Annotated in this window: 22 protein-coding genes; 9 read left to right on the plus strand and 13 right to left on the minus strand. The window is 61.7% G+C overall.

Features of this window, described 5'->3' with window-relative positions; genetic code table 11:
• Positions 1-7: 7 nt before the first annotated feature.
• The 7 genes from LB558_RS14135 to LB558_RS14165 form a co-directional block, all read right to left on the minus strand.
• A complete protein-coding gene (locus tag LB558_RS14135; RefSeq protein ID WP_224698109.1) occupies positions 8-457 on the minus strand; it encodes a hypothetical protein in 450 nt (149 codons plus the stop codon).
• Between the two features lie 13 nt (positions 458-470).
• A complete protein-coding gene (locus LB558_RS14140; protein WP_224698110.1) occupies positions 471-1,913 on the minus strand; it encodes a GMC oxidoreductase in 1,443 nt (480 codons plus the stop codon).
• Between the two features lie 92 nt (positions 1,914-2,005).
• Positions 2,006-3,337: a UDP-glucose dehydrogenase family protein gene (locus tag LB558_RS14145; protein WP_023811592.1), complete on the minus strand. Its 1,332-nt coding sequence runs from the start codon at positions 3,335-3,337 to the stop codon at positions 2,006-2,008.
• Between the two features lie 66 nt (positions 3,338-3,403).
• Positions 3,404-4,258, minus strand: coding sequence for a family 16 glycosylhydrolase (locus LB558_RS14150; protein WP_224698111.1), 855 nt, complete (start codon positions 4,256-4,258; stop codon positions 3,404-3,406).
• Positions 4,259-4,405: 147 nt separating this feature from the next.
• Positions 4,406-4,798, minus strand: a complete 393-nt coding sequence (locus LB558_RS14155; protein ID WP_224698112.1) for a hypothetical protein — start codon at positions 4,796-4,798, stop codon at positions 4,406-4,408.
• A 248-nt stretch (positions 4,799-5,046) separates the two neighbouring features.
• The gene (locus tag LB558_RS14160) at positions 5,047-6,069 is read right to left on the minus strand and encodes a glycosyltransferase (RefSeq protein ID WP_224698113.1); all 1,023 of its coding nucleotides are present in this window, start codon (positions 6,067-6,069) and stop codon (positions 5,047-5,049) included.
• 94 nt (positions 6,070-6,163) lie between these two features.
• Positions 6,164-7,288, minus strand: coding sequence for a nucleotidyltransferase family protein (locus LB558_RS14165; protein ID WP_224698114.1), 1,125 nt, complete (start codon positions 7,286-7,288; stop codon positions 6,164-6,166).
• A gap of 512 nt (positions 7,289-7,800) precedes the next feature.
• Here LB558_RS14165 and LB558_RS14170 point away from each other — a divergent pair.
• The 6 genes from LB558_RS14170 (at position 7,801) to LB558_RS14195 (ending at position 13,692) form a co-directional block, all read left to right on the plus strand.
• A complete protein-coding gene (locus tag LB558_RS14170; RefSeq protein WP_224698115.1) occupies positions 7,801-7,953 on the plus strand; it encodes a lasso peptide in 153 nt (50 codons plus the stop codon).
• 176 nt (positions 7,954-8,129) lie between these two features.
• Positions 8,130-8,399, plus strand: coding sequence for a PqqD family protein (locus LB558_RS14175; protein WP_224698116.1), 270 nt, complete (start codon positions 8,130-8,132; stop codon positions 8,397-8,399).
• The gene (locus tag LB558_RS14180) at positions 8,383-8,937 is read left to right on the plus strand and encodes a lasso peptide biosynthesis B2 protein (RefSeq protein ID WP_224698117.1); all 555 of its coding nucleotides are present in this window, start codon (positions 8,383-8,385) and stop codon (positions 8,935-8,937) included. The genes LB558_RS14175 and LB558_RS14180 overlap by 17 nt, the downstream gene beginning before the upstream one ends.
• Positions 8,934-10,856 carry a lasso peptide isopeptide bond-forming cyclase gene (locus LB558_RS14185; RefSeq protein WP_224698118.1) on the plus strand — a complete coding sequence of 641 codons (1,923 nt, stop codon included), beginning with the start codon at positions 8,934-8,936 and terminating at the stop codon, positions 10,854-10,856. Before LB558_RS14180 ends, LB558_RS14185 begins: the two co-directional genes overlap by 4 nt.
• Complete coding sequence (locus LB558_RS14190) at positions 10,853-11,839, plus strand: serine kinase (protein ID WP_224698119.1); 987 nt, start codon at positions 10,853-10,855, stop codon at positions 11,837-11,839. The genes LB558_RS14185 and LB558_RS14190 overlap by 4 nt, the downstream gene beginning before the upstream one ends.
• An 8-nt stretch (positions 11,840-11,847) precedes the next feature.
• Entirely contained in the window at positions 11,848-13,692 is a 1,845-nt protein-coding gene (locus tag LB558_RS14195; protein WP_224698120.1) for an ABC transporter ATP-binding protein, read from the plus strand.
• Between the two features lie 108 nt (positions 13,693-13,800).
• On the opposite strand, the gene LB558_RS14200 is transcribed toward LB558_RS14195, so the two are convergent.
• Positions 13,801-14,076 carry an exopolysaccharide production repressor exox gene (locus LB558_RS14200; RefSeq protein ID WP_224698121.1) on the minus strand — a complete coding sequence of 92 codons (276 nt, stop codon included), beginning with the start codon at positions 14,074-14,076 and terminating at the stop codon, positions 13,801-13,803.
• A gap of 603 nt (positions 14,077-14,679) precedes the next feature.
• On the opposite strand from LB558_RS14200, the gene LB558_RS14205 reads away from it, so the two are divergent.
• Positions 14,680-15,357 carry a sugar transferase gene (locus LB558_RS14205; protein WP_224698122.1) on the plus strand — a complete coding sequence of 226 codons (678 nt, stop codon included), beginning with the start codon at positions 14,680-14,682 and terminating at the stop codon, positions 15,355-15,357.
• Positions 15,358-15,456: 99 nt separating this feature from the next.
• Positions 15,457-16,722 (plus strand): polysaccharide biosynthesis/export family protein, encoded by a 1,266-nt coding sequence (locus LB558_RS14210; protein ID WP_224698374.1) that lies wholly within the window; start codon positions 15,457-15,459, stop codon positions 16,720-16,722.
• A gap of 314 nt (positions 16,723-17,036) precedes the next feature.
• Here the strand turns inward: LB558_RS14210 and LB558_RS14215 are convergent, their stop codons facing one another.
• The 5 genes from LB558_RS14215 to LB558_RS14235 form a co-directional block, all read right to left on the minus strand.
• Complete coding sequence (locus LB558_RS14215) at positions 17,037-18,350, minus strand: O-antigen ligase family protein (protein WP_224698123.1); 1,314 nt, start codon at positions 18,348-18,350, stop codon at positions 17,037-17,039.
• A gap of 193 nt (positions 18,351-18,543) precedes the next feature.
• A complete protein-coding gene (locus LB558_RS14220; RefSeq protein WP_224698124.1) occupies positions 18,544-19,371 on the minus strand; it encodes an SDR family NAD(P)-dependent oxidoreductase in 828 nt (275 codons plus the stop codon).
• 87 nt (positions 19,372-19,458) lie between these two features.
• Positions 19,459-19,953 carry an acetone carboxylase subunit gamma gene (locus LB558_RS14225; RefSeq protein ID WP_224698125.1) on the minus strand — a complete coding sequence of 165 codons (495 nt, stop codon included), beginning with the start codon at positions 19,951-19,953 and terminating at the stop codon, positions 19,459-19,461.
• Positions 19,950-22,154 (minus strand): hydantoinase B/oxoprolinase family protein, encoded by a 2,205-nt coding sequence (locus tag LB558_RS14230; RefSeq protein WP_224698126.1) that lies wholly within the window; start codon positions 22,152-22,154, stop codon positions 19,950-19,952. The genes LB558_RS14225 and LB558_RS14230 overlap by 4 nt, the downstream gene beginning before the upstream one ends.
• A 13-nt stretch (positions 22,155-22,167) precedes the next feature.
• A complete protein-coding gene (locus LB558_RS14235; protein ID WP_224698375.1) occupies positions 22,168-24,297 on the minus strand; it encodes a hydantoinase/oxoprolinase family protein in 2,130 nt (709 codons plus the stop codon).
• Between the two features lie 142 nt (positions 24,298-24,439).
• On the opposite strand from LB558_RS14235, the gene LB558_RS14240 reads away from it, so the two are divergent.
• A complete protein-coding gene (locus LB558_RS14240; RefSeq protein WP_224698127.1) occupies positions 24,440-25,219 on the plus strand; it encodes a helix-turn-helix transcriptional regulator in 780 nt (259 codons plus the stop codon).
• Positions 25,220-25,406 lie beyond the last annotated feature (187 nt).

A 25,406-nucleotide genomic window follows, 5' to 3' on the forward strand; every position in this document is an offset into this window, starting at 1 on the left:
TTCGACGTCAGGCAAGTTTCGGCGGCTCCAGATTGGCGAAGGGATTGGTACAGGATTGCCAGCCGGTAAACCGGATCGGGTCGTTGGGCGAACTGCGCCAGGCGTAGTCCGTCAGCATATGGAATTCGGCGACGACCCAGCGGTCGAAATGCAGCAGATCTTCCCGCTTCTGCCGGGGCAGCAAGCGACGCGCGGCGCCCAGTTTGAGCTCCTCCACCAGGGTGACGGCGTCACTCAGTTTTTCGCTTGGAAAGTTCCACGGATTCCTGTCGCGGAACGCCAGCACGAACTGCTGCAGATGTTCGATCCGGATGTTCAACTTGCCAAGGTATTTTTCCAGCGTGACGCGGACCAGATCCTCGTCCGAGAAGGAGGAAACAGTGGCGTAGGCGACCCCTGTCGAGACCACTCCGCCAGCCAAGACGGCCAGGGCCGAGCGTCTGGAAATCTCGATCATGCGATACCTCCTTTCACGCGATCCGGCTCGCCGCCCGCAAGGACAGCGCTGCCGCGGTCAGGCTCGGGTTGGCGCAGGAGCAACTCGGATAGGTGCTGGTGCCGACGACGACCAGGTTTCTGAGCTGGTGGTGGATCATGCCGCTGTCGACCACAGAATCGGCCGGGCCGATGCCCATCCTCAGCGTGCCCTGGACGTGCGATTCGGTCGGCCGGATGCCACGGTCGAAGAGCTTTTCGACCGGCAGCGGCGCCAGAAGGTCGGGCAATTTCTCCAGAGCGCGCGCCATGCCCTTCACCGCATAGTCCGATGGCGCCTTGAAGCTGACGAAGGCATTTTCATCCGCGTCCAGCGTGACGTAGTTCTCTGGGTCGAGCAGGTTCTCGGTGACCACGACAAGCGGCAGCGCCTGGCGCAGCCGCCCCTTTTCGGCACGCATTCCGTGCTGCCAGCGGTTTTCGAAATAAACCAGTGCCGCCGCGTGTTCCGATCGGTGAGGACCGTCATAGAGGCCGAAATTCAGACCGGTTGTGATGGTGCTGCCGTCGAAATTGTCGACGCCATCGAGATAGACCTCGAAATTCCAGCCGTAGGATTCATGCAGGCCGCTGCCGACAAATTTGCCGCCCAGGCCGGATCGCAGCATGATCGCCGCGCTCTGGATGGCATTGGCCCCAAGAATGAAGAGATCGCCGCTGACCTGGTATTCCTTGCCCTCATGGCTGAACGTGACCGAACGGACAGCGCCGCCGACGTGATCGAGCCGGCGCACTTCCGCACCGAGGCAGACCGAGACGTCGGGATGCTCGAAGACGTGCATCAACCCGTTGTTGACGGTGAATTTGGCGTCGACCGGGCACAGCCAGCAACGCAGATTGGCACAGCACGAGGTGCGCTGCGCGGTCGGCACGCGAGCCCGCGCGGTTGGCATGACGAAGTGCTGGCCGGGCTGCGCCGCCTTCATCATCGTGTCCGGTGTCGACATGCGATGCGGCGGTTGCGGAAACGGCTTCGAGCGGGGCAGCATCGCCGCCATGTCGGGATCGCCGGAGATCGACATGATGTCTTCCGCGTCGCAATAGAACGGCTCGACGTCGTCATAGCTGATCGGCCAGTCATTGCCGATGCCGTAGGTGCTTTTCAGCCGGAAATCATTGGGATGAAATCTTGGCGTCTGCGCGAACCAGCAGTTCGTCCCGCCACCCAGTCCGATCGTGTAGTTCCACGGCTTGTCGGAATTGGTCTTGTAGGTGGTCTCGTCTTCGATGTCGGTGTTGACGTTCTGTTCGAGCTGCCATTCATGGGTGTTGTGGCGTCCCCACTCCAGCACCAGAATGCGCGCCTTTCGGCGCTTGGCGAACTCATGCAGGAAGAAGGCCGAACCGAAGCCGGAACCGATCGCGACGAGATCGAAATGATTCTTGGTGATTTGCTCCGGCTTTACGTCCAGCACCATCAGCTACAACTCCACACAGAAATACGCGCTCAGTCCCAGCGCCCGCAGGCCGTGTGCGGACCGGTCTTGCATCCGTCTGCCAGGGCCCGGTCTCATGCCGCCATTCTGCCGATCGAGTGATATTCGATGCCGTGGCGGGCAATGACCTTGGGGTCGTAGAGGTTGCGGCCGTCGAAAATGACCGGCGTGATCAGCGCATCCTTCACCGCGTCGAAGGACGGCGCGCGAAAGCTCTTCCATTCTGTGGCGATCAGCAGCGCATCGGCGCCGCGCAGCGCCGCCTCCTTGGTGCCGCACAGAAGCAGGTCGTCGCGCAGCCCGTAGATAGCCTGGCATTCCTGCATCGCCTCGGGATCATAGGCCTGCACATTGGCGCCAGCCTTCCAGAGCGCTTCCATCAGGACGCGCGCCGGCGCCTCACGCATGTCGTCGGTGTTGGGCTTGAAGGCCAGGCCCCAGAGCGCAAAGGTCTTGCCTTTGAGGTTGCCCTTGAAATAGCGGTCGACCTTGTCGAAGAGAACCGATTTCTGTGCGTTGTTGCGCTCCTCCACGGCGCGCAGCAGCTTGGCGTCGAACTTGACGCCTTCGGCGGTCTTGATCAGTGCCCGCACATCCTTCGGGAAGCACGAACCGCCATAGCCGAGGCCCGGATAGATGAAATGGTAGCCGATGCGCGGATCGCTGCCGATGCCCTTGCGGACCTCCTCGATGTCGGCGCCGAGTTGTTCGGCCAAATTGGCCATCTCGTTCATGAAGCTGATCTTGGTCGCCAGCATGCAGTTGGCGGCATATTTGGTGAATTCGGCGCTGCGCACGTCCATCACGATCATCTTCTCGTGGTTGCGGTTGAACGGCGCGTAGAGTTCGCGCATCACAGCCTCGGTGTCCTCGCTGTCGGTGCCGACGATGATGCGGTCCGGCTTCATGCAGTCGGCGACCGCGGACCCTTCCTTGAGGAATTCCGGATTCGAAGCGACGTCGAAAGCCAGGTCCTCGCGGCCTCTTTTCTTCAACGTGTCGGCGATCCTGGCCTTCACCCTTTCGCAGGTGCCGACCGGCACCGTCGACTTGCCGACGACGATCTTGGGTTTGTCCATTTCGCGGCCGATGGTCTCGGCGACGGCCAGCACATATTTGAGGTCGGCCGAGCCGTCCTCGCCCGGTGGCGTGCCGACCGCGATCATCTGGATCTCGCCGTGCCTGACAGCGGCGGCGGCATCGGTGGTGAACTTGATGCGGCCGGCGGCATGGTTCTCCTTGACGAGGTTTTCCAAACCGGGTTCGAAAATGGGAACCAGGCCCTGGTTGAGCCGCTCGACCTTGGCGGCGTCGATGTCGACGCACACCACCTGGTGCCCGACTTCGGCAAGCACCGCCGCCTGCACGAGGCCCACATAGCCAATTCCAAACACCGTCAAATTCATTCGGTTTCATTCCCATGCAAGGCAGCGGACCGTTTTCGGCCCCGCCGGTTCAAATCGACTTCCCAACTACTTTACACTGCATGCCAGCGATTCCGGAAATTGACAGGGTTCGCCGAGCGCCGTGAAGGCGACCCGCTCGACCTGCAGGGAAAGCTTGCGGCCCGGATCCGCGAACGCTCCCATCCAACCCTCCATCGTATCGCTGCCCCAAAAGCTGAAGAATATCTTCTGTGCATGGCTGGGCAGCTTCGCCGGGTCGGTAATCGTGTTCACCAGTTGGCCGTTGACGTACCATCGCAGGCTGTCCTTCTGCCAGACGAAGGCGTAGTCATTGAAGGCGTTCTCCGTGCCTCCCGGCACGTCGACCAGTTTCTCGTTCTTGCCCTTGCCCGCGACATAGGCATTGACCTGCACCTTGGAGGTATCCTTGGTCAGGACCTCGAAGTCGATCTCGTCCCAGGGCTGCTTGTCGCTGGGACCGATATAGGTGAAGAACGCCGCGTTGAGGCCGGAGCCGGTATCGGTCTTCAGCCGTGCTTCATAGGTGCCGTAGCCGAAGCGCTGCTTGGTCTGGATCTCGCCGCAGACGTAGTCGCGATCCTTCAGCGTCTGCTTTTCGAAGCCGAGCGACAGCACATCATTCGACAGTTCGACCATACCTTTCGACCAGGTGCAATTCTGATGGCTGCCGTTGTTCCAGCCGTCGGAAACATACCAGCGCGCGCGGTCGAAGCTTTTGAAATCATCGACAAAGGACGGCGATGACGGAATCTCCTGGGCGCAGGAAGGGGTTACCAGGAAACCGCCAAGAGCAGCCAGCAGCAACGCCCCGAGCGACCCCAGCCGCCGGGCGGCTTGTCCGGTCCGATATGCGAGAGGCGCTGCGTCAACTGCTGTCGTAGGTTTCGGATTCGAATTCATATCAAACTCACCTTTGCGCTGTGTGTCCCCAACCCAAAGTCGACGTTCGAACCGCTCCTGAACGGGCCAACCTTGACCTCCCCTGTGACCCTCTCGATTGCTTCCCGCCTTGCATCAAATCTGTTGCAACAGTTCCGAGCCTCACGTTCAACCTCTGCCGGCGCCTGCCGGCCAGGCGAATTCCGCCGAGGCCGAATCGGCATCCTCGTCGAAGACCATATCCAGCGAATGCCGGAGCCCTTTCATCATGCCGTCCTGGCGCGACAGCGCCGCGATGCGGCGCTCGCAATTCAGGATCGACTGTGTCAGTGCGCTGACTTCTGAAGACCGCTTGTCGGAAGCAGAGCCGTTTTCCATCGCTTCGACCAGGAAGGCGGCATTGGTCGACGTCGTCCGGTAGCGATTCTCAAGCCCGACCCTCTCGGCCTCGATCTCGGCCGCAATCTGCTCGAACAGCTTTGCCAGACGATCGAGACGTGAAACATCGGCCTGCCGGTCGCGGGCCGGATCCCTTGATCTGAAACCGAATATCGAGGCCATGAACTCAGGTTCCTGTCATCGCCGGCCTATGGGCCGGGCTTCTGGCCGATCCCCGCAGCCGGGGCTCAAAAACTCACCTTGCATTGTCCTGCTCCTTTGAAGGAGAGACATCAGACCAATCCGATCGGGGGCCAGTTCGGCTGGTCGTCCAATATGCTGCACCGCAACATAGACTGCCATCGTCGGAGCCGCGAGGCAACCACCCAATTCGTAAACTCATAAATCCGACCGAAATGGTTTGCGTGCTTTCAGCGTTCCTTGCCCATGCTGGTTCCAGCCATCAGAAAGCGCAGCGGCGGCACAGGCTTTTGGCTGGACACAAGGCCGACGCGACGAAACAGCGCCTCGAGCTTGTCGGAAGCCACGCCCTGGACGATGGGGACGAGGTTGGACAGGCTGGCGAAAGCGTAAGCCGCGGCCGATGCCAGCCCCCGCTCGGCCTTGACGTCAAGGAAATTGCGCAGCCGATATTTGTCGCGCACGTGCCGTTCATGCCGCCGCAGCACCGCCTTCGAGCCTTCCGGCAGACTGTCGATCGCCAGCAGCGCCAGATCCGCATCGGCCAGACGCTTCAGGTCCTGGGTCTTGTGGCGGCCGCTCAGGGAATCGGCGCGGACGACGGCGCCGTAGCCGCAGGAGCGAATGACCTTGAACCGCGCCCCGCATGCGACCGCGCGGGCGTAGAGTTCATAGTCCTCGCCCAGCCGCAGGCTCTCGTCGTAGCTCAACCCATGGCGCTCGAGGAAGGCACGGCTGATCACCGGCTTCAAAAAGCCCAGTTCGCCCCTCTGCACGCGGCGCCTGGAGATGTTGCCTTCGACGAAGCGCTCGAAATCGAGGAATTCCGGCTCGGCGGCAAATTGCGGCGCGACGATTTTCGTCGCGTCGCCCGTTGCATCATCCCTGATGAGCATGATGTTGTCGGCCGCGAAATCCCAATCGGCGCCGGCAAACAGGTTGCGAAACCGGCCTTCGAGGAAAAAATCGTCGGCATCGAGAATGCTGATGAACGGCGATTTCGAGCCGGCTATGGCTGCGTTGCGGGCAAAGGAGGGGCCGCGATTCACATCGAGGCGCATCACGGAGAGCCGTCCGCTGCCATCATCGGCGGATCGTGCGACATCGGCGGTGTCGTCGGTGGAGGCATCGTCGACGACGACGACCTCCGCCACTTCCGGTTCGCGCAACGCGGATGCGATGGCGACGGCGATTGTCGCTGCGGCGTTTTTTGCCGCGATGATCACGCAGACCTCGGATTTCGTCATCGACATGGATTTGCCTCTCGTACAGGTAAAATCGATTTGCCCTCGCCCGTACTCGTTCGATGCACTACAGAATTGCCATCGGCATCCAATTTGCCTTCATTCAGCGACTCCCCGGCCGCTCGAAGATGCGGCGGCTGATATCGGCGGACGCCGCCCAGCCGGCTTCGGCCAGATAGCGGACCGGCGCGCGACCGCACAGTTCCCAAAGCACCGTTCGCCGCTGTGGCCACCGCAGCGACGGCAGCCACGGCGCGATGACCATGCTGAGCAGATCTTCATTGCCGATGCGCGACAGGATCCTGGTCGCACGCTCCGACAGCAGCGTGCTGGCCCCGCCGAGTAACACATCGGCGGCGCGCAGGCCAAGCAGCAGCGTGTCGTCCAAACCTTGCGCGGTTGCGGCATCGAGCAAACGCTGCTGATCCGCCTCGTCGAGGCGGCCGGCGCTGGCGCCGATATCACAGACGTAGCCGGCGCAGGGTTCCCGGTTGAAAAGGGCCTTGGCGACGCTGATGCAGGACAAAAGCAAAGTATCGGCCACCGAGGTGAACGGCACCGTCGCACCGGCGATTTCGACCTGTCGCTTGCGCCGCAGGAACCCGTCCGCGTCGCGCGGGCTTGGCGAGCCGGGCTGCTGGAGGCGGTAGTGGAGATCGACGGTGGACGACCTCGGCCCGTCGCCCCGGGTCATGTGCTGTTCGCCGAGGAAGCGGACCCACCAGACGGAGCTCGACTTGCCTGATACCTCATAGCCGATCTTGCGAAGGGCATCACGCGCCCTGAAAAATCCGAGCGGCGAAACCAGAATGTCGACATCGCCCGAGGGCTTCATAAAATGGTCGTCGTAGAGAAGCTGCTGCTGGAACGGACCCTTCAGAAAAACGAAATCGATCTCGCTGGCGCGCAGCACGTCATGGATCGCCATCGAATCCATGATGCAGGACGCGTTCATCGAAACCGTTTTCCTGCGGTAGGTGTCGAGCCATTGGAAAAGCTCAGACGGCCTTTGAGGCGCGGGTGCGCGCGAAAGGGCCTTGAGGACAAAGACGGCGACCTTATTCAGCCTGGCAATGTCGGCAATTTTTTCACCGTCAAGATCGCGCGTCGAAACGTCGCCCACGCGCGGCCCGGCGAAATACAATCGCAGGCAGGCCTGCACATAGGCCACCTCGTCGGCACAGCCGCCGGCGCGCAATCGTTCGTATGAGCCATCCGGCAAAGCCATTTAGCGCACAATCTCCCAACAAAGCGGTTCGCGCGGACCCTTATGGTGCAAGTGCGAAGCAAGCATCACCAAAAACCTCGATGCCGTAAAGCCTTTCCTTTTTGGAGTGCGAATTTTTGCAACCAAAGCGCCTATCGAGGTGGCGCCGGAAAGGAGTGAGAACCGCGGTTTAAATGTCCCCTCCCACGGCGGTTTCGCCGATCTCCGGCCGAATTTCCTGATAGAAATTCCTTCCATTAGGGAGACCTAAAGAAGACACAACGCAAACGACTTAAGCAAATAAATCAAGTGCTTAAAGAATCGGCACAGGCATTGCCGTCGTGCCCAAGGAACCGGCTAAAAATGGACAAGTTTTAGGCATACCGCTCATGTCGTGACGCTGGCAACCGTAATTGATTAACAGAAAGTAAAACAGTCTTGACTCATAAATGCTGCCGTGCAGCTATTGCATTGCAGCATAAAGTGCTGACGGCACTCGACAGGCCGTTTCCAGTCCTAAATCGGAGAGTAAAATGGAACAGAATGTTGAAAAGCATGAATACGAAACGCCAAGCCTGACGGTGCATGGTTCGATCGAGACCATCACCCAGGGCGGGGGCGGCAGCACGGCGACCGACGCAGCGTTCCCGGCGCACACGCCGATCGGCGACCTGACGTTCTCCTGAGATCTATAGCCGTTTCCAGAGTGACATGTTGGGCCTCTGGATTCAGAAACGTAAGCGGGTCGGGGGCCAAAACCTCCGACTCCCCTCTGCCACCTGGTACTGTCGAAGCGTTGTGTTAGCGAGGTTTTGGGATGAACTGGAAGCTATCTAACCTCGATTTAGGCGACCACGTTAGTGTGAGCGCGACCAAGGATGCCGTGGCTTGCGAGTTCGGCGACGGCTTGGCGCTGCTCAATCTCAAATCCAATGTCTACTACAGCCTGAATGGCGTCGGCGCCTTCATCTGGGATTTGATCCAGGAGCCCCGGTCGATCGGTGACATCCGCAGCGCCGTGCTTGCGCGCTACAATGTCGACCCGGCGCGCTGCCAGGCCGATGTCGACGCATTGCTGAAGGGCCTGGTCGATAATGGGCTTGCGAGACGGCATCATGAGGCACTTGTCTAAGCCGGTCCAGCACAAGGCGCTGGTTTCGCAGGCCCTGGTTTCGCGGGTCCTGGTTTCGCGGGCCTCAGCTTTGCGGCAGGAACCCGCGAGGGAAACAAGCTTCAAGCGCGGGGGAAGCCGGCGCGGGCTGGTCAGAATTTTCTCCCTGAGTGGCTCGGAAATGATCTTCCTTGGCCATTGCTTGCTGGTGGTGGCGACAGTTCGGCTGGGGCTGACGCTGCTGTCCTACAATCGTGTACGCAGCCTGGTGACGCGCCTCGACGCGCGGCAGTGCGCTTCAATGGGCGAACTGCGGCGTGTCGCCTGGGGTGTTGCTGCCGCGGCCCGTTTCGTCCCTTACGCTACGTGCCTGACCCAGGCGCTCTCCGGCCAGTATATTCTCGCCCGCCAAGGCAATGAATCGACGATACGCATCGGCATCGAACGTGGCACGGGCGAGCAGTTGAAAGCGCATGCCTGGCTGGTCAGCGACAACCATATCGTGCTTGGCGGATCGATCGACGGCTTCGCCCATCTAGTCGACCACGGCAGCCGATGAGCGGCGTCGCCGGAATCCTGCTGCGCGGAGCACACGCACCGGCGGTCGCGGCGGCCGACATTCAGCAAATGCTGGCGCGCATGCGCCATCGTGGTCCTGACGGCAGTTCATGGTGGCTGGACACCAGCATCGCCCTTGGCCACGCCTGGCTCAACACATCGGATGAAGTCGGTCCAGGCCCTTTGACGATGGCTGGCGGCCGGCTCGCTATCACTGCCGATTGCCGGCTGGACAACCGTGACGAGTTGCTGGCCAGGCTCGGTATCCGCGACCAGTCGGTAGCCGACGCGATCGTGCTGATGCGGGCCTATCTGCGCTGGGGCGAAGCCTGTCCGGAGCATCTGCAAGGCGATTTCGCGTTCGCCATCTGGGATGACGAGCGGCAATCGCTGTTTTGCGCGCGCGATCATTTTGGCGTCAAGCCGTTCTACTACCACGCGGCGGACCGGCGTTTTGCCTTTGCATCGGAGATCGGGCCGATCCTGGGCGTCGAGGGTATCCGCGCACGTGTCAGCGAGCGCCAGATCTCCGGCTTCCTGGCCGGGCTTCCCGACGACCCGCAGTCGACCCCCTACAGCGATATATTCAGCCTGCCGGCCCGCCACAGCTTAACCGTCACCGCGCAACAGGTGATGGTGCGCCGATACTGGCAGATCGAGCCGTCGGCGCGGCCCTTGCGGTCGGATGCATCGGAGGAATTCGCCCATCTGTTCTCGCAATCGGTGCGCAACCGCATGCGGGGGACCTCGGCGGTCGGGGCAATGCTGAGTGGCGGCCTCGATTCCTCGTCTATCGCCTGTGTCGCCGGCCTGCAGAATGCCGCCGCGCGCAAGCCGAAGCTGCCGACCTTCTCGCTGGTTTTCGAAAAGGGCTCGCCGATGGACGAGCGACCCTTCATCGATGCCGTTCTCGACCAGCAGAAGGTCGACGCGACGCTGATCCCGGTCGGCAACTATGCCCCATTCGCCGAATTCGAGCGCGTGCTGGAAGAACAGGAGGGAACGTTCCTGGCGCCGGGACTGACGCTCACCCGCGACATCTACCGGACTGCCGGCGCCAAGGGCATCAAGGTGCTGCTGGACGGCCACGGCGGCGACGAGGTCGTTTCACAAGGCCACGGCCACCTGCACGAGCTTGCGAATGGCGGCCGATGGATGGATCTGTGGCGCGAGGTCCGCAGCGCATCCAACACCTATGGCGACAGCACGCTTGGCCTATATCTCCAGTTCCTGACCCTCTACGGGCCGGCCTGGCGCATCGCCAAGCTGAGGCATATGGCCAACCGTACCCTGAACAAGATCCGTAAGCCCGCGCAAGTGCCGCGCGCACGAAGCTGGCGCGACCTGATCAATCCGGACCTGGCCAAGCGTACCGAACTTGTCGACCGGTTTCACCGGGCCGGCTATATGCCGCCCGGCGTCCAGGCCAGCGACGCCTTGAGCCATCGCTGGATCCTGTCGAACGGCTATGTCCCGCATGCTTTCGAGGTTCTCGACAAGGCCGCCGCCAATTTCGGCGTCGAGCCGCGCTACCCCTTCTGGGACAAACCGCTGGTCGAATTCTGCCTGGCACTGCCGGGTGAGGAGAAGCTGAGCCGCGGTTTTGGCCGCTATGTGCTGCGCCGCGCCATGCAAGGCGTATTGCCGGAGGCGGTGCAGTGGCGGCGCGACAAGATCGACTTCACCGCCAATCTCGTCAACGGCATGCTGCGCAACCATCGCGACCTCCTGGAACAGTTGCTGGTCTCGGATGCGAACCGCATCGCGCCTTACGTCAATCTGCCTGAAGTGAGTGCTGCCTATGCGCGGCTGCTGCGCCAGCCCGATCAGGCAGCCCCCCTGGATGTGCAGTATGTCTGGCGCTCGGCCTCGCTGTCGCTCTGGCTGCGGCAACTCCAGCATGGCGGGAGCCCCACGTGATGCCGCGCAACGAGCCGCTCGCTCTATGCAATGATGATGCCTTTCCGCAAGGCCGGGCCAAGCGAGAACGCCGCTACTACCGGGCCTACGGCCTGACCATCGCGTCGGAGGTGACGTTGCCCGAACTGCAGCCGGCGGCGCCGGGGGCGGCGGACCTCGTGATCGCCGTCGGCGCGATCGATCTGCCAAAGCCCTCGCCCGAAGCCGCGACCGACTTTCGCTTCGAGCCGGACCGGCAATATCTGGCTTGGCATGCCGTGGGCGCGTTCCTGATCACCGGTTTCAGCCGTATCGACATCGAACCGGCGCCCGGCGTCGACGATGCGCTGCTCGCGTTTCCGCTGCTCGGCCCGGTCATGGCGCTGCTCTTGCATCGGCGTGGCCTGCTTGTCCTGCATGCCAGCGCCATCGCCGCCGCCGGCACGAGCGCCATCTTCATGGGTGACAAGGGAGCCGGCAAGTCGACGACCGCAAGTGCGATGATCCGGGCCGGGCATCGACTGCTTACCGATGACGTGGTGGCGCTGGACCTGGCCAATCCGAGTGAGCCAATAATCGTTCCGGGCTTTCCGCAGATCAAGCTGGCGGCCGACGCCGCGGCGGCGATCTCGCTCGAGGAAGCGGAAGTGCGGCCGCAAGTGCATCCGGCGATCGACAAGATGCAGCATCGCCTGAACGGTGGCTTTTCCGGCGACAAGGTGCCGGCGACCAGGATCTATATCCTCGAGCGCGGCGAAAGGGCTGACATTACGCCCTTGCCCGCCATTGCTGCCCTGCCGGCCATCATCAAATTCTCCTATGTGATGCGCTTCGGCCGCGCGGCCCTGCCCGACGACTTCGCGGCGGCGCATCTTCGGCAATGTTCATGGATTGCTAACCATACCGGCGTGTACCGGCTGGAAGTCCCGACGGGCCTGGACAGGATCGGCGAAGCCGTGGGGCTGATCGAAAAGGATCTGTCGGCCGACAGCCGGCGGTCGTGAGCGCATCCATGTCGAAGCCCCCAATCCTTCGCCTGTCGCTGTTTCGGGAATTTGCCGCATTCGGCGCCGCCATTGCCCGGATCGGCGGCCGGCGAACATGGACGGCGCTGTTCTTCCTCATCCTCGGCAGCCTGACAGAGGGCATTTCCATCCTGCTGCTCGTCCCGCTGCTGCATCTGGTCGGACGCGCCGACCAGGATTTCGCAGTTCGGCTGCCCAACAATGATTTCGTGCGCTGGCTGGTGCCTGATGGCACGCTGCAACTGACGACCGTGCTTTGCGCGCTGGTCGGGCTTGTTGCAGCGCAGGCGGCGTTCAATCGCTTCAAGTCGGTCTACATGGCCAGATTGCTGTTCGATTTCATCAATCGCGTTCGCATGAACCTGTTCGAAAGCATCGGCAAGGCGCGCTGGGGCGTTTTTACACGCATGCGCAGTTCCGACCTCGATCATGCCCTGACCGGCGACATCGACCGCGTCCAGGGCGCGGCTTTCTCGCTGCTGATGCTGGTGCAGATCGCCGTTCTTCTGGCCGGCTATCTCCTGGTTTCCGTGTTCATCTCGCCGGTCATGACGCTGTTTGCCGTCGTCATCGGCGCCCTGATGTTCGTGGCGCTGCGGCCCTTCCGGGCGCGGGCCACTGCCTTCGGCCGTGTGCTGACCGCCAATCGCCAGGATCAGTACCGGACGGTCTCGGAGTTTCTCGGCGGCATCAAGGTGGCCAAGAGCCTGAACGTCGAGGACAGCTATTTCGCGCAACTGCGGTCAACGCTTGAGAGGATGAAGGCCGACAACATCGACTATGTGCGCAACAGCACCATCGGCACGGCAGTATACCAGGTCGCGAGCGTCGTGGGCCTGAGCCTGTTCATCTATGTGGCTTTGGTCCGCTTCAACCTGTCGCTGGCCGAGATCGTCGTCCTGCTCCTGGTCTTCATGCGTATCGCGCCGCGCTTCATGGACATGCAGACGCAAGCCCAGCAAGTGCTGATCAACCTGCCCGCCTTTACGGCAATGCGCAGCCTGCAGGCACGTTTCGACGCCGAACGCGAACCAGGCCATACCGAGTTCGCCGACGCCGGGACACTCTCGCTCAATACGGGATTGAATGTTCGCGGCGTCTCCTTCGCCTACGGAGATGCTGGCGACAAGGTGGTGGTGAGCGGCATCACCTTCGGCCTGCCGGCCGGCAAGGTCACCGCCCTGATCGGCCCGTCCGGATCGGGCAAGAGCACGATCGCCGACATGCTGCTTGGCCTGCTGGAGCCCACCACCGGCAAGATGCTTGTCGACGGCGTCGAGATCGATGCCAGCAATCGCCGTCGCTGGCGCGACCAGGTGGCCTATGTGCCGCAGGACGTGTTCCTCCTGCACGACACGATCGCGGCGAACCTGCGCCTCGCCGCGCCACGGGCCAGCGATGGCGATCTGTGGGCCGCGCTGCATCAGGCGCACGCCGGCGAGTTTGTCGAACGGCTCGACCTCAGGCTCGATACGGTGGTCGGCGATCGCGGCGTGCGGCTCTCGGGCGGCGAACGCCAGCGCATCGCGCTCGCACGCGCGCTGCTGCGCAAGCCGTCGTTGCTCATCCTGGACGAGGCGACCAGCGCGCTCGACTGGCAGAACCAGTCGCTGATCGCCAGGTCGATCGACGGATTGCGCGGTACGATGACGATCCTGACCATCGCGCACCGGCCATCGATGATCGCCTTCGCCGACTGGGTGGTGGCGGTGGAAAACGGCCGTATCGTCGAGGTCGGCCAATATCAGCGGCTGAAGGAAAAAACCGGCAGCCGGTTGTCGAGGATGCTGTCGGGGGAACAGTCGGAGAGCGAACCCGCCGATGTGGCGTGAGCCGGCGACCAAGACGCGTCGCGCCGAAACGGATTCACGCGGCGCTTAGTCTCTTGTTTCGAAGCATGCCGTTGGCTCCAAACCGGGGCCACGTTTGAGCAGTCTGCATCAATGCAGGCCGCGCCTGGCACTGCCCAGTTTCTCGCCTTCGGCGACCTCGGGTGCGCTCAGTTTGCGCTCGGCGTCACGGGCTATGTCGGCAGGCGTCGGCGCGCTCCTGGAGATCATGGTGTAGATGAGCACGAAATAGCCGGCCTGAATGGTCACGGCGCAGATGATGACGCGCACCAATATCGTGCCTATCGACGCACCGCCCAGCCAGGACCAGCCGACGACGATCGCCAGAGCGAAAATCATCCCGAGGATGAATTTTGGAAGTGCCATACCCAACAGCCCATAAACCGGCTCGGGTATTTATCACGATTGCCCCACCCGAGCGCCGTCCCTTGTCATGTGGGCTTGTTAAGGTCGCCCACTCTCGACCGGTTGCTTCCGGCCTTTTCCACCTGTCGTCACCGTGACAGGTATAATTTGCAATTCTATTAAGGCGAGCAATAGGCGGCAAGGGCAACTTCGGATATTTTTGATCGAGCTTTTGCAATCGACTCTGCCATGCTGCAATGCACGCAACGGGAGCTAAGCCGATATCCTCTCCCCGGCAGTTTTCAGTAAAATGGACCAATATTAAGTAGTATTTTATGTGGTTTTCATCAAGCATTACGGCATGATAAAGCACTAGTTTGCACCTCGCCTTGGCAGATAGGTAGGTCCGCCTAAAAAACGCCGCACAAAGGCCTCTATTTTTTCGGCCGTGCCCATTTATTGTCACAAATGTGCTAAATATGCCGAAATTTGTGCATGGCAAGCTTATTATTTAGTCAATTCATGACGTGACTATTTCAATGAGGTGGTAAATTGTGTGTTGCGCTGCAACATTTTTTTGGTATCGTGTGGTGAACCATTCGTTCAACGCATGGAGTTTACGGCATGAGGGACGTTGCCAAGTCGGCCACCGCGAGCTTTTCGCAGGCTGACATCGATTTTCCGCCGCCGATCGGCGGCCTGCTCAAGCGCAGCTTCGATATCACCGGTTCACTGATTGGCTTGATCGCCCTCAGCCCGCTGTTTGTCATGATAGCGCTGCTCGTCAAGTTTTCCGACGGCGGCTCCATTTTCTACGGCCACAGGCGAATTGGACGCGGCGGGCGGATCTTTCCTTGTCTGAAGTTCCGCACCATGGTTCCGGACGGCGACAGGGTGCTGGCAACGTATCTCGCCACCAACCCGGACGCCAACGCGGAATGGATCGCCACCCGCAAGCTGAAGAACGACCCGCGAGTCACCCGTGTCGGAGCGGTGCTGAGGAAACTCAGCCTCGATGAACTGCCGCAGATCATCAACATCCTGCAGGGCGACATGAGCCTTGTCGGCCCTCGTCCGGTCGTGCGCGACGAGCTGGAGATCTATGGAACGTCCGCCGTCTATTACCTGAAATCCCGCCCGGGCCTGACTGGCCTGTGGCAAGTCAGCGGCCGCAACGATGTGTCCTATGACAGCCGCGTCGCCTTCGATCGCCACTATGTCGAGAACTGGTCGCTGTTCGAGGACGTTCGCATCATCATCAAGACCGTCCCGGCCGTCTGGATGTCGCGCGGTTCTTACTGACCGGCCGATGCCAATGCCCAGACATTGGCATCGGCCATCGACGCAAGCTCATCGGGCGATGGGGCTATAGCGGATCGGAACGTTGAGTTGAAAACAGATTTGTTCGAAGCCTTTCGCAGCGGCCCGGATTCCGGCCGGTTGCGGCGGGCGCGCTTGCTGGCCACCTGCCTTGCCATGGCCCTCGTTGTCCCGCACATCGCCGCCGCCGGCGACTATCGCCTCGGCTCGCAAGACAAGCTCACCATCCGTGTCGCCGAATGGCAGACCGTCGAAGGCACATTTCGTGACTGGTCGGCGGTGAATGGCGAGTACACGGTCGGTCCATCAGGGACGCTGTCGGTGCCGTTCGCCGGCGAGTTGCCGGCATCCGGCAAGACCACGTCCGAAATCGCGGCCGCGATCGGCGAGGCGCTGCAGAAAAAGCTCGCTTTGTCGGACCGACCGGAAGCCTCGGTCGAGATGGCGCAGTTCCGGCCATTCTACATTTCGGGCGAAGTCCAGAACCCCGGCCAGTTTCCTTATGTCCCGGACCTGACAGTGTTGAAGGCGATCAGCGTCGCCGGCGGCATCAGGCGCAACGCCGATTACGGTCCCCAGCTCGGCAAGGACCTTGTCACCGCCAAGGGCATGTTCGACATCTCCGACGACCAGCGGATTCGACTGATCGTCAGGCGCGCCCGCATCGATGCGGATATGGCCGGCAAGGCGAGTTTCGAGGTGCCCAAGGAGGTCGAGGGCGATCCGAGGCTGGCAGCCATCGTCGCGGACGAGATGACGATCCTGACGGCTGACCAAAAGGCGCTGAAGCTGAAACTCGAGGCGCTCGACGATCTGAAAGGTGTCTTGGAGTCGGAGATCGAATCGCTGCAGAAGAAGATCGTCAACCAGCAGCAGCAGGTCGACCTGGCGCAGCAGCAACTCACCAGCATCGGTCCGCTCGCGCAAAAGGGCCTGATCGCCAATGCCCGACTGCTGGATTCGCGCCAGTCCGTGGCCGACCTGCAGGGCAAGATCCTGGACTACGAAACCGCCATCCTCACCGCCAAGCAGGCGATCAGCAAGGCGAAGCAGGATGCTATCGATGCCCAGAACACCTTGAGTTCAAGTCTCGCCACTGACCGGCAGCAGACCGAAGCCGACTTGAACGAAGCCGCGCTGAAGGTGAATATGCAAAAAGGCCTGATAGCTCAGGCCAGCGATCCCGCGATGGCGGCCGCTATAACAAACGATCAGCAACCTACCCTGCTCTATTCACTGGTGCGCAATCTCGATGGCAAGACCACCGAAATAGCCGCCAAGGAAGAAACTCCGGTGCTGCCTGGCGATGTGATCAAGATCAAGCTGGCGCCACTGGCTAGCCAGTAGCCTCGCCAAGCGCTGAGCGGTTCATCATTTTACAGAAATGCAGAACCACTCGTCCGCCTTCTGGGGCGGATGGTCACGGGATATCCCATCTGCATGTTCTGAGGTTGCTTCGGGGCGCCGTAACTGGAAGTGCCCTCCGGACGTTTTTGGCGCCTCCGGCTTTTAGACAGTAACCGCTGCGCGTCCAACGTCCTGGTCGCTCGGAGCACGCGACCCTGTCGCAGGGGCATGGATTTGCCGCCTCGCGCCCGGCCTCCTTGAGCCTTCAATCAGGAAATTTGTATTGATGCGACTTCAGGTCCCTGGACGATAGCTCACGCCCGATCGACGAGCGCCGGACGTCCGGCATGCCGGGGCCAGTCAGCCTCACCCCCGGCCGCGTCAACCGGCTCCGGCGCCGGCGACCGCCGCCTGCGGGTAACGGGCAGCCGCGTCAGCTTGAAGAAGCTGAAATACATCAGGAAAGAACCCATGATGTAGGGGTTGAGTATCTCGACCTCGACGAAGGAGCGGATCAGCAGCAGCACCATCACGCCGAAAAGGATCACCGAGTCCGCCTGCCATGCCTTGAAGATCACCGCCGAGACATGGCCGTAGAGCGTGCGCAGCATGATCAGCGACACCAGCGTTGCTCCGACGAAGCCGAGTTCGACGAGGGCCTCGATATAGGTGTTGTGGAAGTGGAAGCCGGTGCGGGTGGTGATATAGAATTCGTTCCACAGCCGCTCGGCTTCGGCGAAGCCCTGGACCCAATAGGCGGCATAGCCGACGCCGAGAATCGGCGATTTCTGCACCGTGTTCCAGCCTTGCTCCCACAGATAGGTTCGCCCGGTGAGCGTCGAATCTTTGCCAAAGAGGCCGAGTACGAAGTCCATCAGCCCGAGATTCAAGGCGACGAAGGCCGTCACGACCAGCATGCCGGCGCCGATCAGGAAGATTACCCGGCGATAGCGGCGCGACAGAAGTTTGCTCATCGCAAGGAGCGCCACCAGCGCCAGAACCGCCGGTATCGAGGCCATCGAGGTAGCGGAATGCGATGCGACCAGTACATAAGCCGACAGCAGCACGACGGGCACCGCCAGTATGAAGCTCAGCCGGCCGCGCCTGTAGAAGGCAAGGAAGACAACGCAGAAATAGATGCCGAGCGAGCCGACAAAGCCGATCTGATTCTTGGAGGCGAAGGCGCCGACGAAATTCACGGTGCCGTCGAGGACATCCTCGGAATAGTTTCCGACCTTCAGCGAATAGAGAAGGACGACGAATATCCCGATCAGCGCCCCTATGGTCAACGTGCGCACGCTGACGGTGCGAGCAGCTATGTAGGCGCAGGCAATATGGGAAAAATACTGGACCGACGTCCTTGCGGTGACGCCGGGAGCCTGCGACCAGAAAACCGAGAAGCAGACATAGGCCGCAAACAGCAGCGGCAGCCAGGCGCCGGACAGATGCCGCAGAAACCGCCGATGGTCGACCAGAATGAGCGGAAGCCAGACCGCATAGTAGGCCAGGATCATGATCTGGCCGAAGATGACCGAATAGGAAAATGCCCAGATCGAAACCGCTACGGCAAAGGCGCCATAGACCGAGTTCTTCTCGGGATCGATCAGCAGGGACTTTGGAATCTTCATCTCAGGGTCCCGCCGACACGACCCAGGGCCGGCAAGTCATGAGCCGACCGAAATCTTCGCAAACATGGACGTGCAATAACGGCGTCTCCATTGTGCAGTGCAATATAGCCTATTGTGCCCGGCGCTCAATGGCAAATCCGGTCACCTTGTCTTACAGCGAGGCATCTGCGGAAAGATCAGCTGGTCCGAGACGCTACCAAAGTGCTCCGCCGGTGATCTGTATGTTCTCCATGGTGATGCCCCTGGCCAGATCGGAGCACAGGAAGACCGCCAGAGCCGCGATCTCTTGCGGCTGCAGCATGCGCTGCTGCGGGTTGCCCCGGGCGATCTCGGCCATCGCTTCCTCTGGTGTGCGCCCCTTGCCTTCGCGCTCGACGACCTGCGCCACGTTGCGGCGCATCAGTTCGGTCTCGACCCAGGTCGGGCTGATCATGACGCACGTGACGCCGTGCGCCGCCCCTTCCAGCGCTACGCAGCGTGTAAGGCCGAGAAGGCCGGCCTTGGACGCGCAGTAGGCAGGGTTATCCTTCCAGCCGACCGAAGCGGCGGTTGAGCCGATATTGACGATGCGGCCCCAACCGCGCTCGATCATGCCGGGCAGAACCGCGCGGGTGGCGCGAAACGCGCCGGTCAGGTTGGTGTCGACGATCTTGTCCCAAAGCGCGTCGGAATGGCCGCAGACCGGCTGCTCGGTGGTGGTGCCGGCGGCGTTGACCAGAATGTCGGCGGGGCCGATGGACGCCTCGGCGTCAGCCGCGAACCGATTGGTGACGTCGCTGTCGCGCACGTCGAGATGAGCGGCGTGGACCCTGGTTCCGTGGGCGGCAAGAGCCGCACGCACGCGCTCGATCTCGTCCGCGCCCGGATAGTAGGCGGCGTCGGACCTGTCGGAGCCGGACGGCGCGATGTAGGAGCCGACGGCAACGTTGGCGCCGGCTTCAGCCAAAGCCGTGGCAATGGCAAAGCCCATGCCCGAGAACCCACCGGTGACGATGGCGCTACGGCCGGAAAGGTTGTTCATGGCGCACCATCTCCGCTTCGTTCCGGGCAGGCAATCAGGCCTGACCGGTTTTGGCAATCACACCGGCACAGCCCTATCGACAAGCATTCAGGACCCCTGAAGCGGTCTGCCCAGCCATTCGCGATAAAAGCCTTCGAGGTCGGGTTCGAAATCATGCACGATGGGATAACCGGGTGCCGCTGCCTCGACCTCATGCAGCGTCCCGCATTCCGGGCAGATGAACTCTCGGATTTCCATCCACTGCGGATCAGGAAGATCGCTGTTCGGATAGATTTCGCGCAGTGCTTCCTCTGTGTTGCGCACATGGATCGCGGCATTGAGCTTCCAGTTCTTTCGGTAGTCGCCGAAGGAGTGGCCGCATTCGCAGCGGGTAATGCGCTCATCGCCGCTCTGGCAGATGAACAGATGGTCCGAGACCGGCAGCAGGATCGGGTCCTTCCAGGCGACACGATCCTGATAGACGGCAACCATCTTGAAAAAACGGTCATCATCCTTGTAGGCACTCATGATGCGCCTTGTCTGCGGCCAGGGCAGCTTGCCGGCGGCCAGATCGCCTAGGACTTCCTTGCTGTACGAGGTCATGGCTTTGCTCCCGGCATGAAGATCGATCTGGCGTCGACGTTCCAGAACTCGCTGAATTCCCTGGTGAAGCGCGACGACAGCTTGATTGCGCTGGCGTACATTTTCTTCACCTCAGGCGCGAAGTCGGCCTTTTCGACGCGGCCACGCTCCTTGGCGATCCAGTCCGCCACAGGGACCGCCTTGGCCAGACGCTCTTTGCGCATGGCGGCGCGGCGCTCGACCGTGGCGTCGATATCGGCGATGGGATAACCGTCTTCATCGTCCTTCAGCACAATGCCGAACACCTGGTCCGCCGCTTGCCGGGTGAGAAAGCCGTTCTCGACATCCCAAGCCGTCTTGATCGGATCGCGCTCCAGCACGTCGCCATAGCCGCCGCCGCCATTGTAGGAATGGCTGAAGATGTCGCCGGATTTGTGCGGTGAGGTGATGTAGGGGCCCTCGACCACGACATGGTCGCCACCGATGTTCCGCTCGTAGTCGGAGACATGCGGGTCGATGCCCGGCGCATGCGCCAGCGGTTCGCCTTTTGCCGCCAGTTCGTGAATGTCTGAATTGCGCACCGCGCGATGCTTCTGGCATGTCGGCGCCGGATAACCGCCGCACATGCCGCCATTGTCGAACACCCTGGAAGAGTGCTCAGAGGTGTGGAGCCGCAGATGCGAGGTCTTGTTGATCAGCCAGGTGGAGACGAAGGAACAGCCGCCGCGATATTTGCCGGCGCCGCCGGAATTGGGGACGATCGAGCGACCGATATAGACCATCGGCATCGACTGTTCCCAGACCTCGATGTTGCCCATGTCGGATTCCGGGTTCCAGCCGACATAGGCGGTGTCGAGGCCGTCCTTGATGGCGAGCGCGCCGGAGCCGGCGGCGGCGCATTCGAAATGCGCCATGCCGAACGGCGTGCCGTATTGGCTTTCGCCACCCATCTCGATCATCGGGCTGTTGATCTGGCCGACAAAGGCCTCTTCGACGAAGCCGCGCGCGACAAAACTGCGCGACAGCAGTCGCTGGAAGACGCCATAGGCCGGCAGAAGCAGGGCCCATGAGGTGGCGGTCGCCACCATCTCGTTGTCGGGGTTGGTCCAGGTGCCATGCGGCAATTTCAGCTCGGTCGCCATCCAGGCGCCGTCATTGACCAGCCCTTCGAAATTCATGTGCTGGGTCAAGGTGACGAACATGCCGCCATCCATGCCGGCCGGCGTACAGTTCATCGAATGATAGCCCCAGGGCTGGGTGCCCTCGAAGTCCATGGTGATCTTGCCGTCTGTGGTGATCTCCATCTCGATCGGGATGTTGTAGAGCCAGTCGGGATCGCCGAGCAGTTGGAAGCCGGGCTTTCCCGCCGTGACGTGGCCGTAAAAAGTGTGGCCACGATAGATACCTGGAACTGTAAGCTGGCGGGTGCGGGCGAGCTGGGCGCGGCGGCCTTCCTCGATGAACTCCTTCGAGACCTTCATCCAGTAGTCGAGGCCGATCTCGGAGATCAGCTGCTTGACGCTTTCACGCATGTCTATGCAGGAGGCGACCTTGGCCTTCTCGTCGAGCACCCAGTAGATCGGCATGCGCAGGTTGCGCTCGCAGCGGATGACGTAGTCGCGGCGGATCTCGTCGTTCTCGCCGATCTTTTCGGCGCAGACGAACAGCCCTTCGGTGAAGCGCTCCTGCGCGAGACACACATCGCCGCCTGGGGTAATGCCGCCGGCTTCCAGCTCGTGGCAGACAGCACCGGCCCAGCCGACCAGCGTGCCTTCATGGAAGATCGGTACCACGTCCATGACGTCGGGCACCTGCACGGTGCCGATGAAGGCATCGTTGTTGGCGAAGATGTCGCCTTCGCGGATGCGAGGGTTTTCCTCGTAGTTGTTCTTGATCATCCATTTGATGAAGCGGCTCATCGTATGGACATGCACCATGATGCCGTTGGAGAGCGCGATGGCATCGCCCTCGGGCGTGTAGATCGCCACCACCATTTCGCCGACCTCGCGCACGCCGGGCGAGGCCGAGATGCGGCGGGCCATTTCGCGTGCCGAGACGCAATAGGCGCGCAACTTGGTGTGCAGGGTCTCGAATTTCAGCGGATCCTGGTTGCGCAGGGTGAGTTCGGTGATGCCGTCATAGCAGCCGGTCTCTTCCATCAGCCGCTCGGAATCGAGCAGTCTTTCGCGAAGGCGCAGGGCCGAGGCAGGTTTGTCCAACATGGCGGTCGCCCTCTCAAGCGTGGGTGTAGTGCAGCAGGGTCCATTCATCGACATGGACGCGGTCCTGCGGATGAACGACGAGCGTGGTGGCGGGATGTTCTATGATGGCGGGGCCGATGACTTCATGGCCAGGCTGCAAGAGATCCATCTCATAGAGATTGGCCTTGTGCCAGCGCCCACCAATATAGGCCTCGCGCACACCCTTGTGGGCGGCTGCCGGATTGGAGGCGCCTAGCGGCCTCTTGAGCAGCACCGGCTTGACCTTGTCGGCAGTGGCAATCAGGCCAAGCTCGGTGATGGTGAAGCCGGCTTCGCCATAGCGCGACACGCGATGGTTGACTTTGGCGTAGACCGCCTCGAATTCGTCGATAACCCTACGCATATCGTCGGCCGAGTTGACCTCGGAAAGCGGCGCCATGACCTCGACGTCCTCGAGCTGGCCGGTGTAGCGCATCATCAGGAACGGCACCGTCTTGATCTTTTCGCGCGCATGGCCGTCGGCGATCATCTCGTCGACCGCGGCCTTGGTCAGATCGTTCCACACTGTCGTCACCTTCGCGCCGAAAGCGGCCAGTGTCGCCTCGTCGGCGCGCGAGGGGATGTCGTGCTGCGTCGAGACGGAATGACGGCGCATGAAATCGGCCGTGGTGCAGCCGAAGGCGGAGAAGGCGGCGGCGAACTGGAAGGTGATGATGTCCTTGAAGCCGATGCCCCTGGAGCAGCCGGCCAGATGCAGCGGACCGGAGCCGCCGTATGACAGCAGCGTGAATTCGGAGGGATGGATGCCTTGGCCCGAGATAACGCGGCGCAGCGCGTTGTTGGCATCGGACTCCAGCATGTCGATCATGCCTTCGGCGGCTTCTTCCAGCCCGACGCCCAATATGTCGGAGCATTTCTTTTGGAAGGCGCGGCGGGCCTTTTCGACCTGCAGCACGACCTTGCCGCCGAGGAAATAGTGCGGGTTGAGGCGGCCGAGGATGGCGTCGCAGTCGGCTATGGTCGGCTCGGTGCCGCCGCGATCGAAGCAGATCGGGCCGGGGTCGGAGCCGGCGCTTTCCGGCCCGAGCGAGACCTTCTTGGTCAACGGGTCGACCTTGAGGATCATGCCGGCGCCGGCGCCGATCGTGTCGAGATGCAGCGTCGGCACGTTGAGCTTGAAACGGTCCATCAGCGGCTCGTTCTCGATCCGCGTCTGACCACGCGTGATGACGCCCATGTCGAAGGAGGTGCCGCCCATGTCCGAGCAGATCAGCGAATCATTGCCGATCAGCTTGCCGACATAGGCCGCACCAAGGATGCCGCCGATCGGGCCGGAGATCATGGTTTCATGCAGGCGCGGATGGTTAATCGAGGTCAGGCCGCCGAAGGACAGCAGCGTCTGCACGCCATACTTGAAGCCGTATTTCTTCGAGACGTCCTCGATACCTTTGAGCTGCTTGCGGCCACGCGACGTGGCGTAGGCCTCGATCAGCACCGAGTTCAGCCGCGACTGCTCGCGGATGACCGGGCGGACCTCGTGGCTGGTGTAGACGATGATGTCGGCGCCGGCCTTGTCGACCTCCTGGCGGCAGATTTCAGCGATGCGCTTCTCGTGCACCGGATTGACGTGCGAGAAGATGGTCATGATGCAGATCGCCTCGACCTTGTCAGCGATCAGTTTCTTCGCGGCGGCTGAGACCTCATGTTCGTAGAGGGGCAGCACGATGTCGCCGAACTGGTCGATGCGCTCGGTGACGCCATGCGTGCGGCGGCGCGGCACCAGCGGATCGGGATGGTGATGGGTGACCGCATGCAGCCGATCGGCATAGGAATAGTCGGCCCACGCCTGCAGCCCGCGGCCCATCAGGATCATGTCCTCGAGGCCCTTGGTGGTGATCAGGCCGAGCCGGCGGCCGGTGCGCGACAACAGTGTGTTGAGCATGCCGGTGCCGGAATAGAGCACGACGTTGACGCCGGAAAACAATGATTCAAGCGAGATGCCCCAGGCATCCGCCGCATCCTCGGCCGAGGCCAGGAAACCCTCGGCTTCGTTCTTTGGCGTGGTCGCCGACTTGCCGATCTTGAAGTGGCCGTCCTGATCGACAAGGATCGTGTCGGTCATGGTGCCGCCGGCGTCGATGCCGATGACGATTGGATTGCCAATGATTGGACTGGTCAGGTTTGGCTGGGTCACGCTCGCCTCGGGATCTGGTCTAGGTTGACGCTAGGTTAGATTCGACAGGCGGCTTCGCGCCATATGCCTAAAGACACAATGACGGCTGGGCCGGGATCACCGAGAAAAGGGCATGCGCATGGGCAATATCTGGGCGCCGCTCGCCAAGGCGATCGCCGCCACCGGCACGGACAGGCATGTCGACTGCCTGATCGACCTGATCGGCGCTGATATCGAGCACGACCTCGTCACGGTGACGCGCTATTCGGCGACGCAGACACCGGAATTCATCAAGCACCGGCGCTTCTCGGATGAGATGGTCAAGCGCTATCTCGACAATTACTACGTGTTCGACCCGTTCTATGCCTCGTGGCGGCGCGAGCGAAGGCTGGGTATCATGCCGCTGAAGCGGCTTGCCGACGACGAGGCCAAGCGCGGCCAGTACATTGCCGGCTTCCTGGCGCAGTCGGAGATCTGCGACGAGGTCGGCATCATGCTTGCCGATGGCGGCGACTGGTGCCTCGGCATCTTCCTCGACCGCTCGACCATGTCATTCAAGGATAGCGAGATCGCCCTGCTGGATGAGCGGCTGCCGGTGTTCGAGGCGCTGCATGCGCTCGACATCAAGGCGCGCGGAACCGAATTCTCCCGCACGTCGGCGCCGACCGGCCCCGGCGCCTCGCCCCGGCAGGAGCCGACCATTCCGGCCAGCCTGTGGCCGGAGCTGTCGCTGCGCGAGCGGGAGCTGGTCCAGCTGATCCTCGCCGGTCATCCGACGGCAAACATCGCCGAGCGCCTCGGCATCACCGTCGGCACGGTCAAGAATCATCGCCGGCGCATCTACGAAAAGCTCGATATCACCACCGAGCGGGAGTTGTTCTTGCAGTTTTTTCAGCATCGGGCCGATCGATAGCCGCTCGCCTCACCCTGCCGATCCGTCGGCTGAATACCTGGACTCGCAGAGCGAGCTCCCGCCCGTAAATTGGTGCTCCGACTTTATCGCTGGAATGACCAAAAGCGCGCCTCAAAATTCCTCTTGCGGAACGCCGCCGTCCCGGCTTAGTCTCGGCTTCGTGCCGAAAATGAAATTTAATTCCATT

The organism is Mesorhizobium sp. CO1-1-8 (genome assembly GCF_020164875.1).
In the GTDB taxonomy this organism is placed as follows: Bacteria; Pseudomonadota; Alphaproteobacteria; order Rhizobiales; family Rhizobiaceae; genus Mesorhizobium.

What these genes read in the sequence shown, in the direction of transcription:
- LB558_RS14200 (WP_224698121.1), bottom strand. Translation starts at nt 14,076, where the DNA reads ATGGCACTTCCAAAATTCATCCTCGGGATGATTTTCGCTCTGGCGATC.
- LB558_RS14240 (WP_224698127.1), top strand. Translation starts at nt 24,440, where the DNA reads ATGCGCATGGGCAATATCTGGGCGCCGCTCGCCAAGGCGATCGCCGCC.
- LB558_RS14140 (WP_224698110.1), bottom strand. Translation starts at nt 1,913, where the DNA reads ATGGTGCTGGACGTAAAGCCGGAGCAAATCACCAAGAATCATTTCGAT.
- LB558_RS14150 (WP_224698111.1), bottom strand. Translation starts at nt 4,258, where the DNA reads ATGAATTCGAATCCGAAACCTACGACAGCAGTTGACGCAGCGCCTCTC.
- LB558_RS14160 (WP_224698113.1), bottom strand. Translation starts at nt 6,069, where the DNA reads ATGTCGATGACGAAATCCGAGGTCTGCGTGATCATCGCGGCAAAAAAC.
- LB558_RS14145 (WP_023811592.1), bottom strand. Translation starts at nt 3,337, where the DNA reads ATGAATTTGACGGTGTTTGGAATTGGCTATGTGGGCCTCGTGCAGGCG.
- LB558_RS14215 (WP_224698123.1), bottom strand. Translation starts at nt 18,350, where the DNA reads ATGAAGATTCCAAAGTCCCTGCTGATCGATCCCGAGAAGAACTCGGTC.
- LB558_RS14185 (WP_224698118.1), top strand. Translation starts at nt 8,934, where the DNA reads ATGAGCGGCGTCGCCGGAATCCTGCTGCGCGGAGCACACGCACCGGCG.
- LB558_RS14195 (WP_224698120.1), top strand. Translation starts at nt 11,848, where the DNA reads ATGTCGAAGCCCCCAATCCTTCGCCTGTCGCTGTTTCGGGAATTTGCC.
- LB558_RS14180 (WP_224698117.1), top strand. Translation starts at nt 8,383, where the DNA reads ATGAGGCACTTGTCTAAGCCGGTCCAGCACAAGGCGCTGGTTTCGCAG.
- LB558_RS14135 (WP_224698109.1), bottom strand. Translation starts at nt 457, where the DNA reads ATGATCGAGATTTCCAGACGCTCGGCCCTGGCCGTCTTGGCTGGCGGA.
- LB558_RS14220 (WP_224698124.1), bottom strand. Translation starts at nt 19,371, where the DNA reads ATGAACAACCTTTCCGGCCGTAGCGCCATCGTCACCGGTGGGTTCTCG.
- LB558_RS14205 (WP_224698122.1), top strand. Translation starts at nt 14,680, where the DNA reads ATGAGGGACGTTGCCAAGTCGGCCACCGCGAGCTTTTCGCAGGCTGAC.
- LB558_RS14170 (WP_224698115.1), top strand. Translation starts at nt 7,801, where the DNA reads ATGGAACAGAATGTTGAAAAGCATGAATACGAAACGCCAAGCCTGACG.
- LB558_RS14225 (WP_224698125.1), bottom strand. Translation starts at nt 19,953, where the DNA reads ATGACCTCGTACAGCAAGGAAGTCCTAGGCGATCTGGCCGCCGGCAAG.
- LB558_RS14230 (WP_224698126.1), bottom strand. Translation starts at nt 22,154, where the DNA reads ATGTTGGACAAACCTGCCTCGGCCCTGCGCCTTCGCGAAAGACTGCTC.
- LB558_RS14155 (WP_224698112.1), bottom strand. Translation starts at nt 4,798, where the DNA reads ATGGCCTCGATATTCGGTTTCAGATCAAGGGATCCGGCCCGCGACCGG.
- LB558_RS14165 (WP_224698114.1), bottom strand. Translation starts at nt 7,288, where the DNA reads ATGGCTTTGCCGGATGGCTCATACGAACGATTGCGCGCCGGCGGCTGT.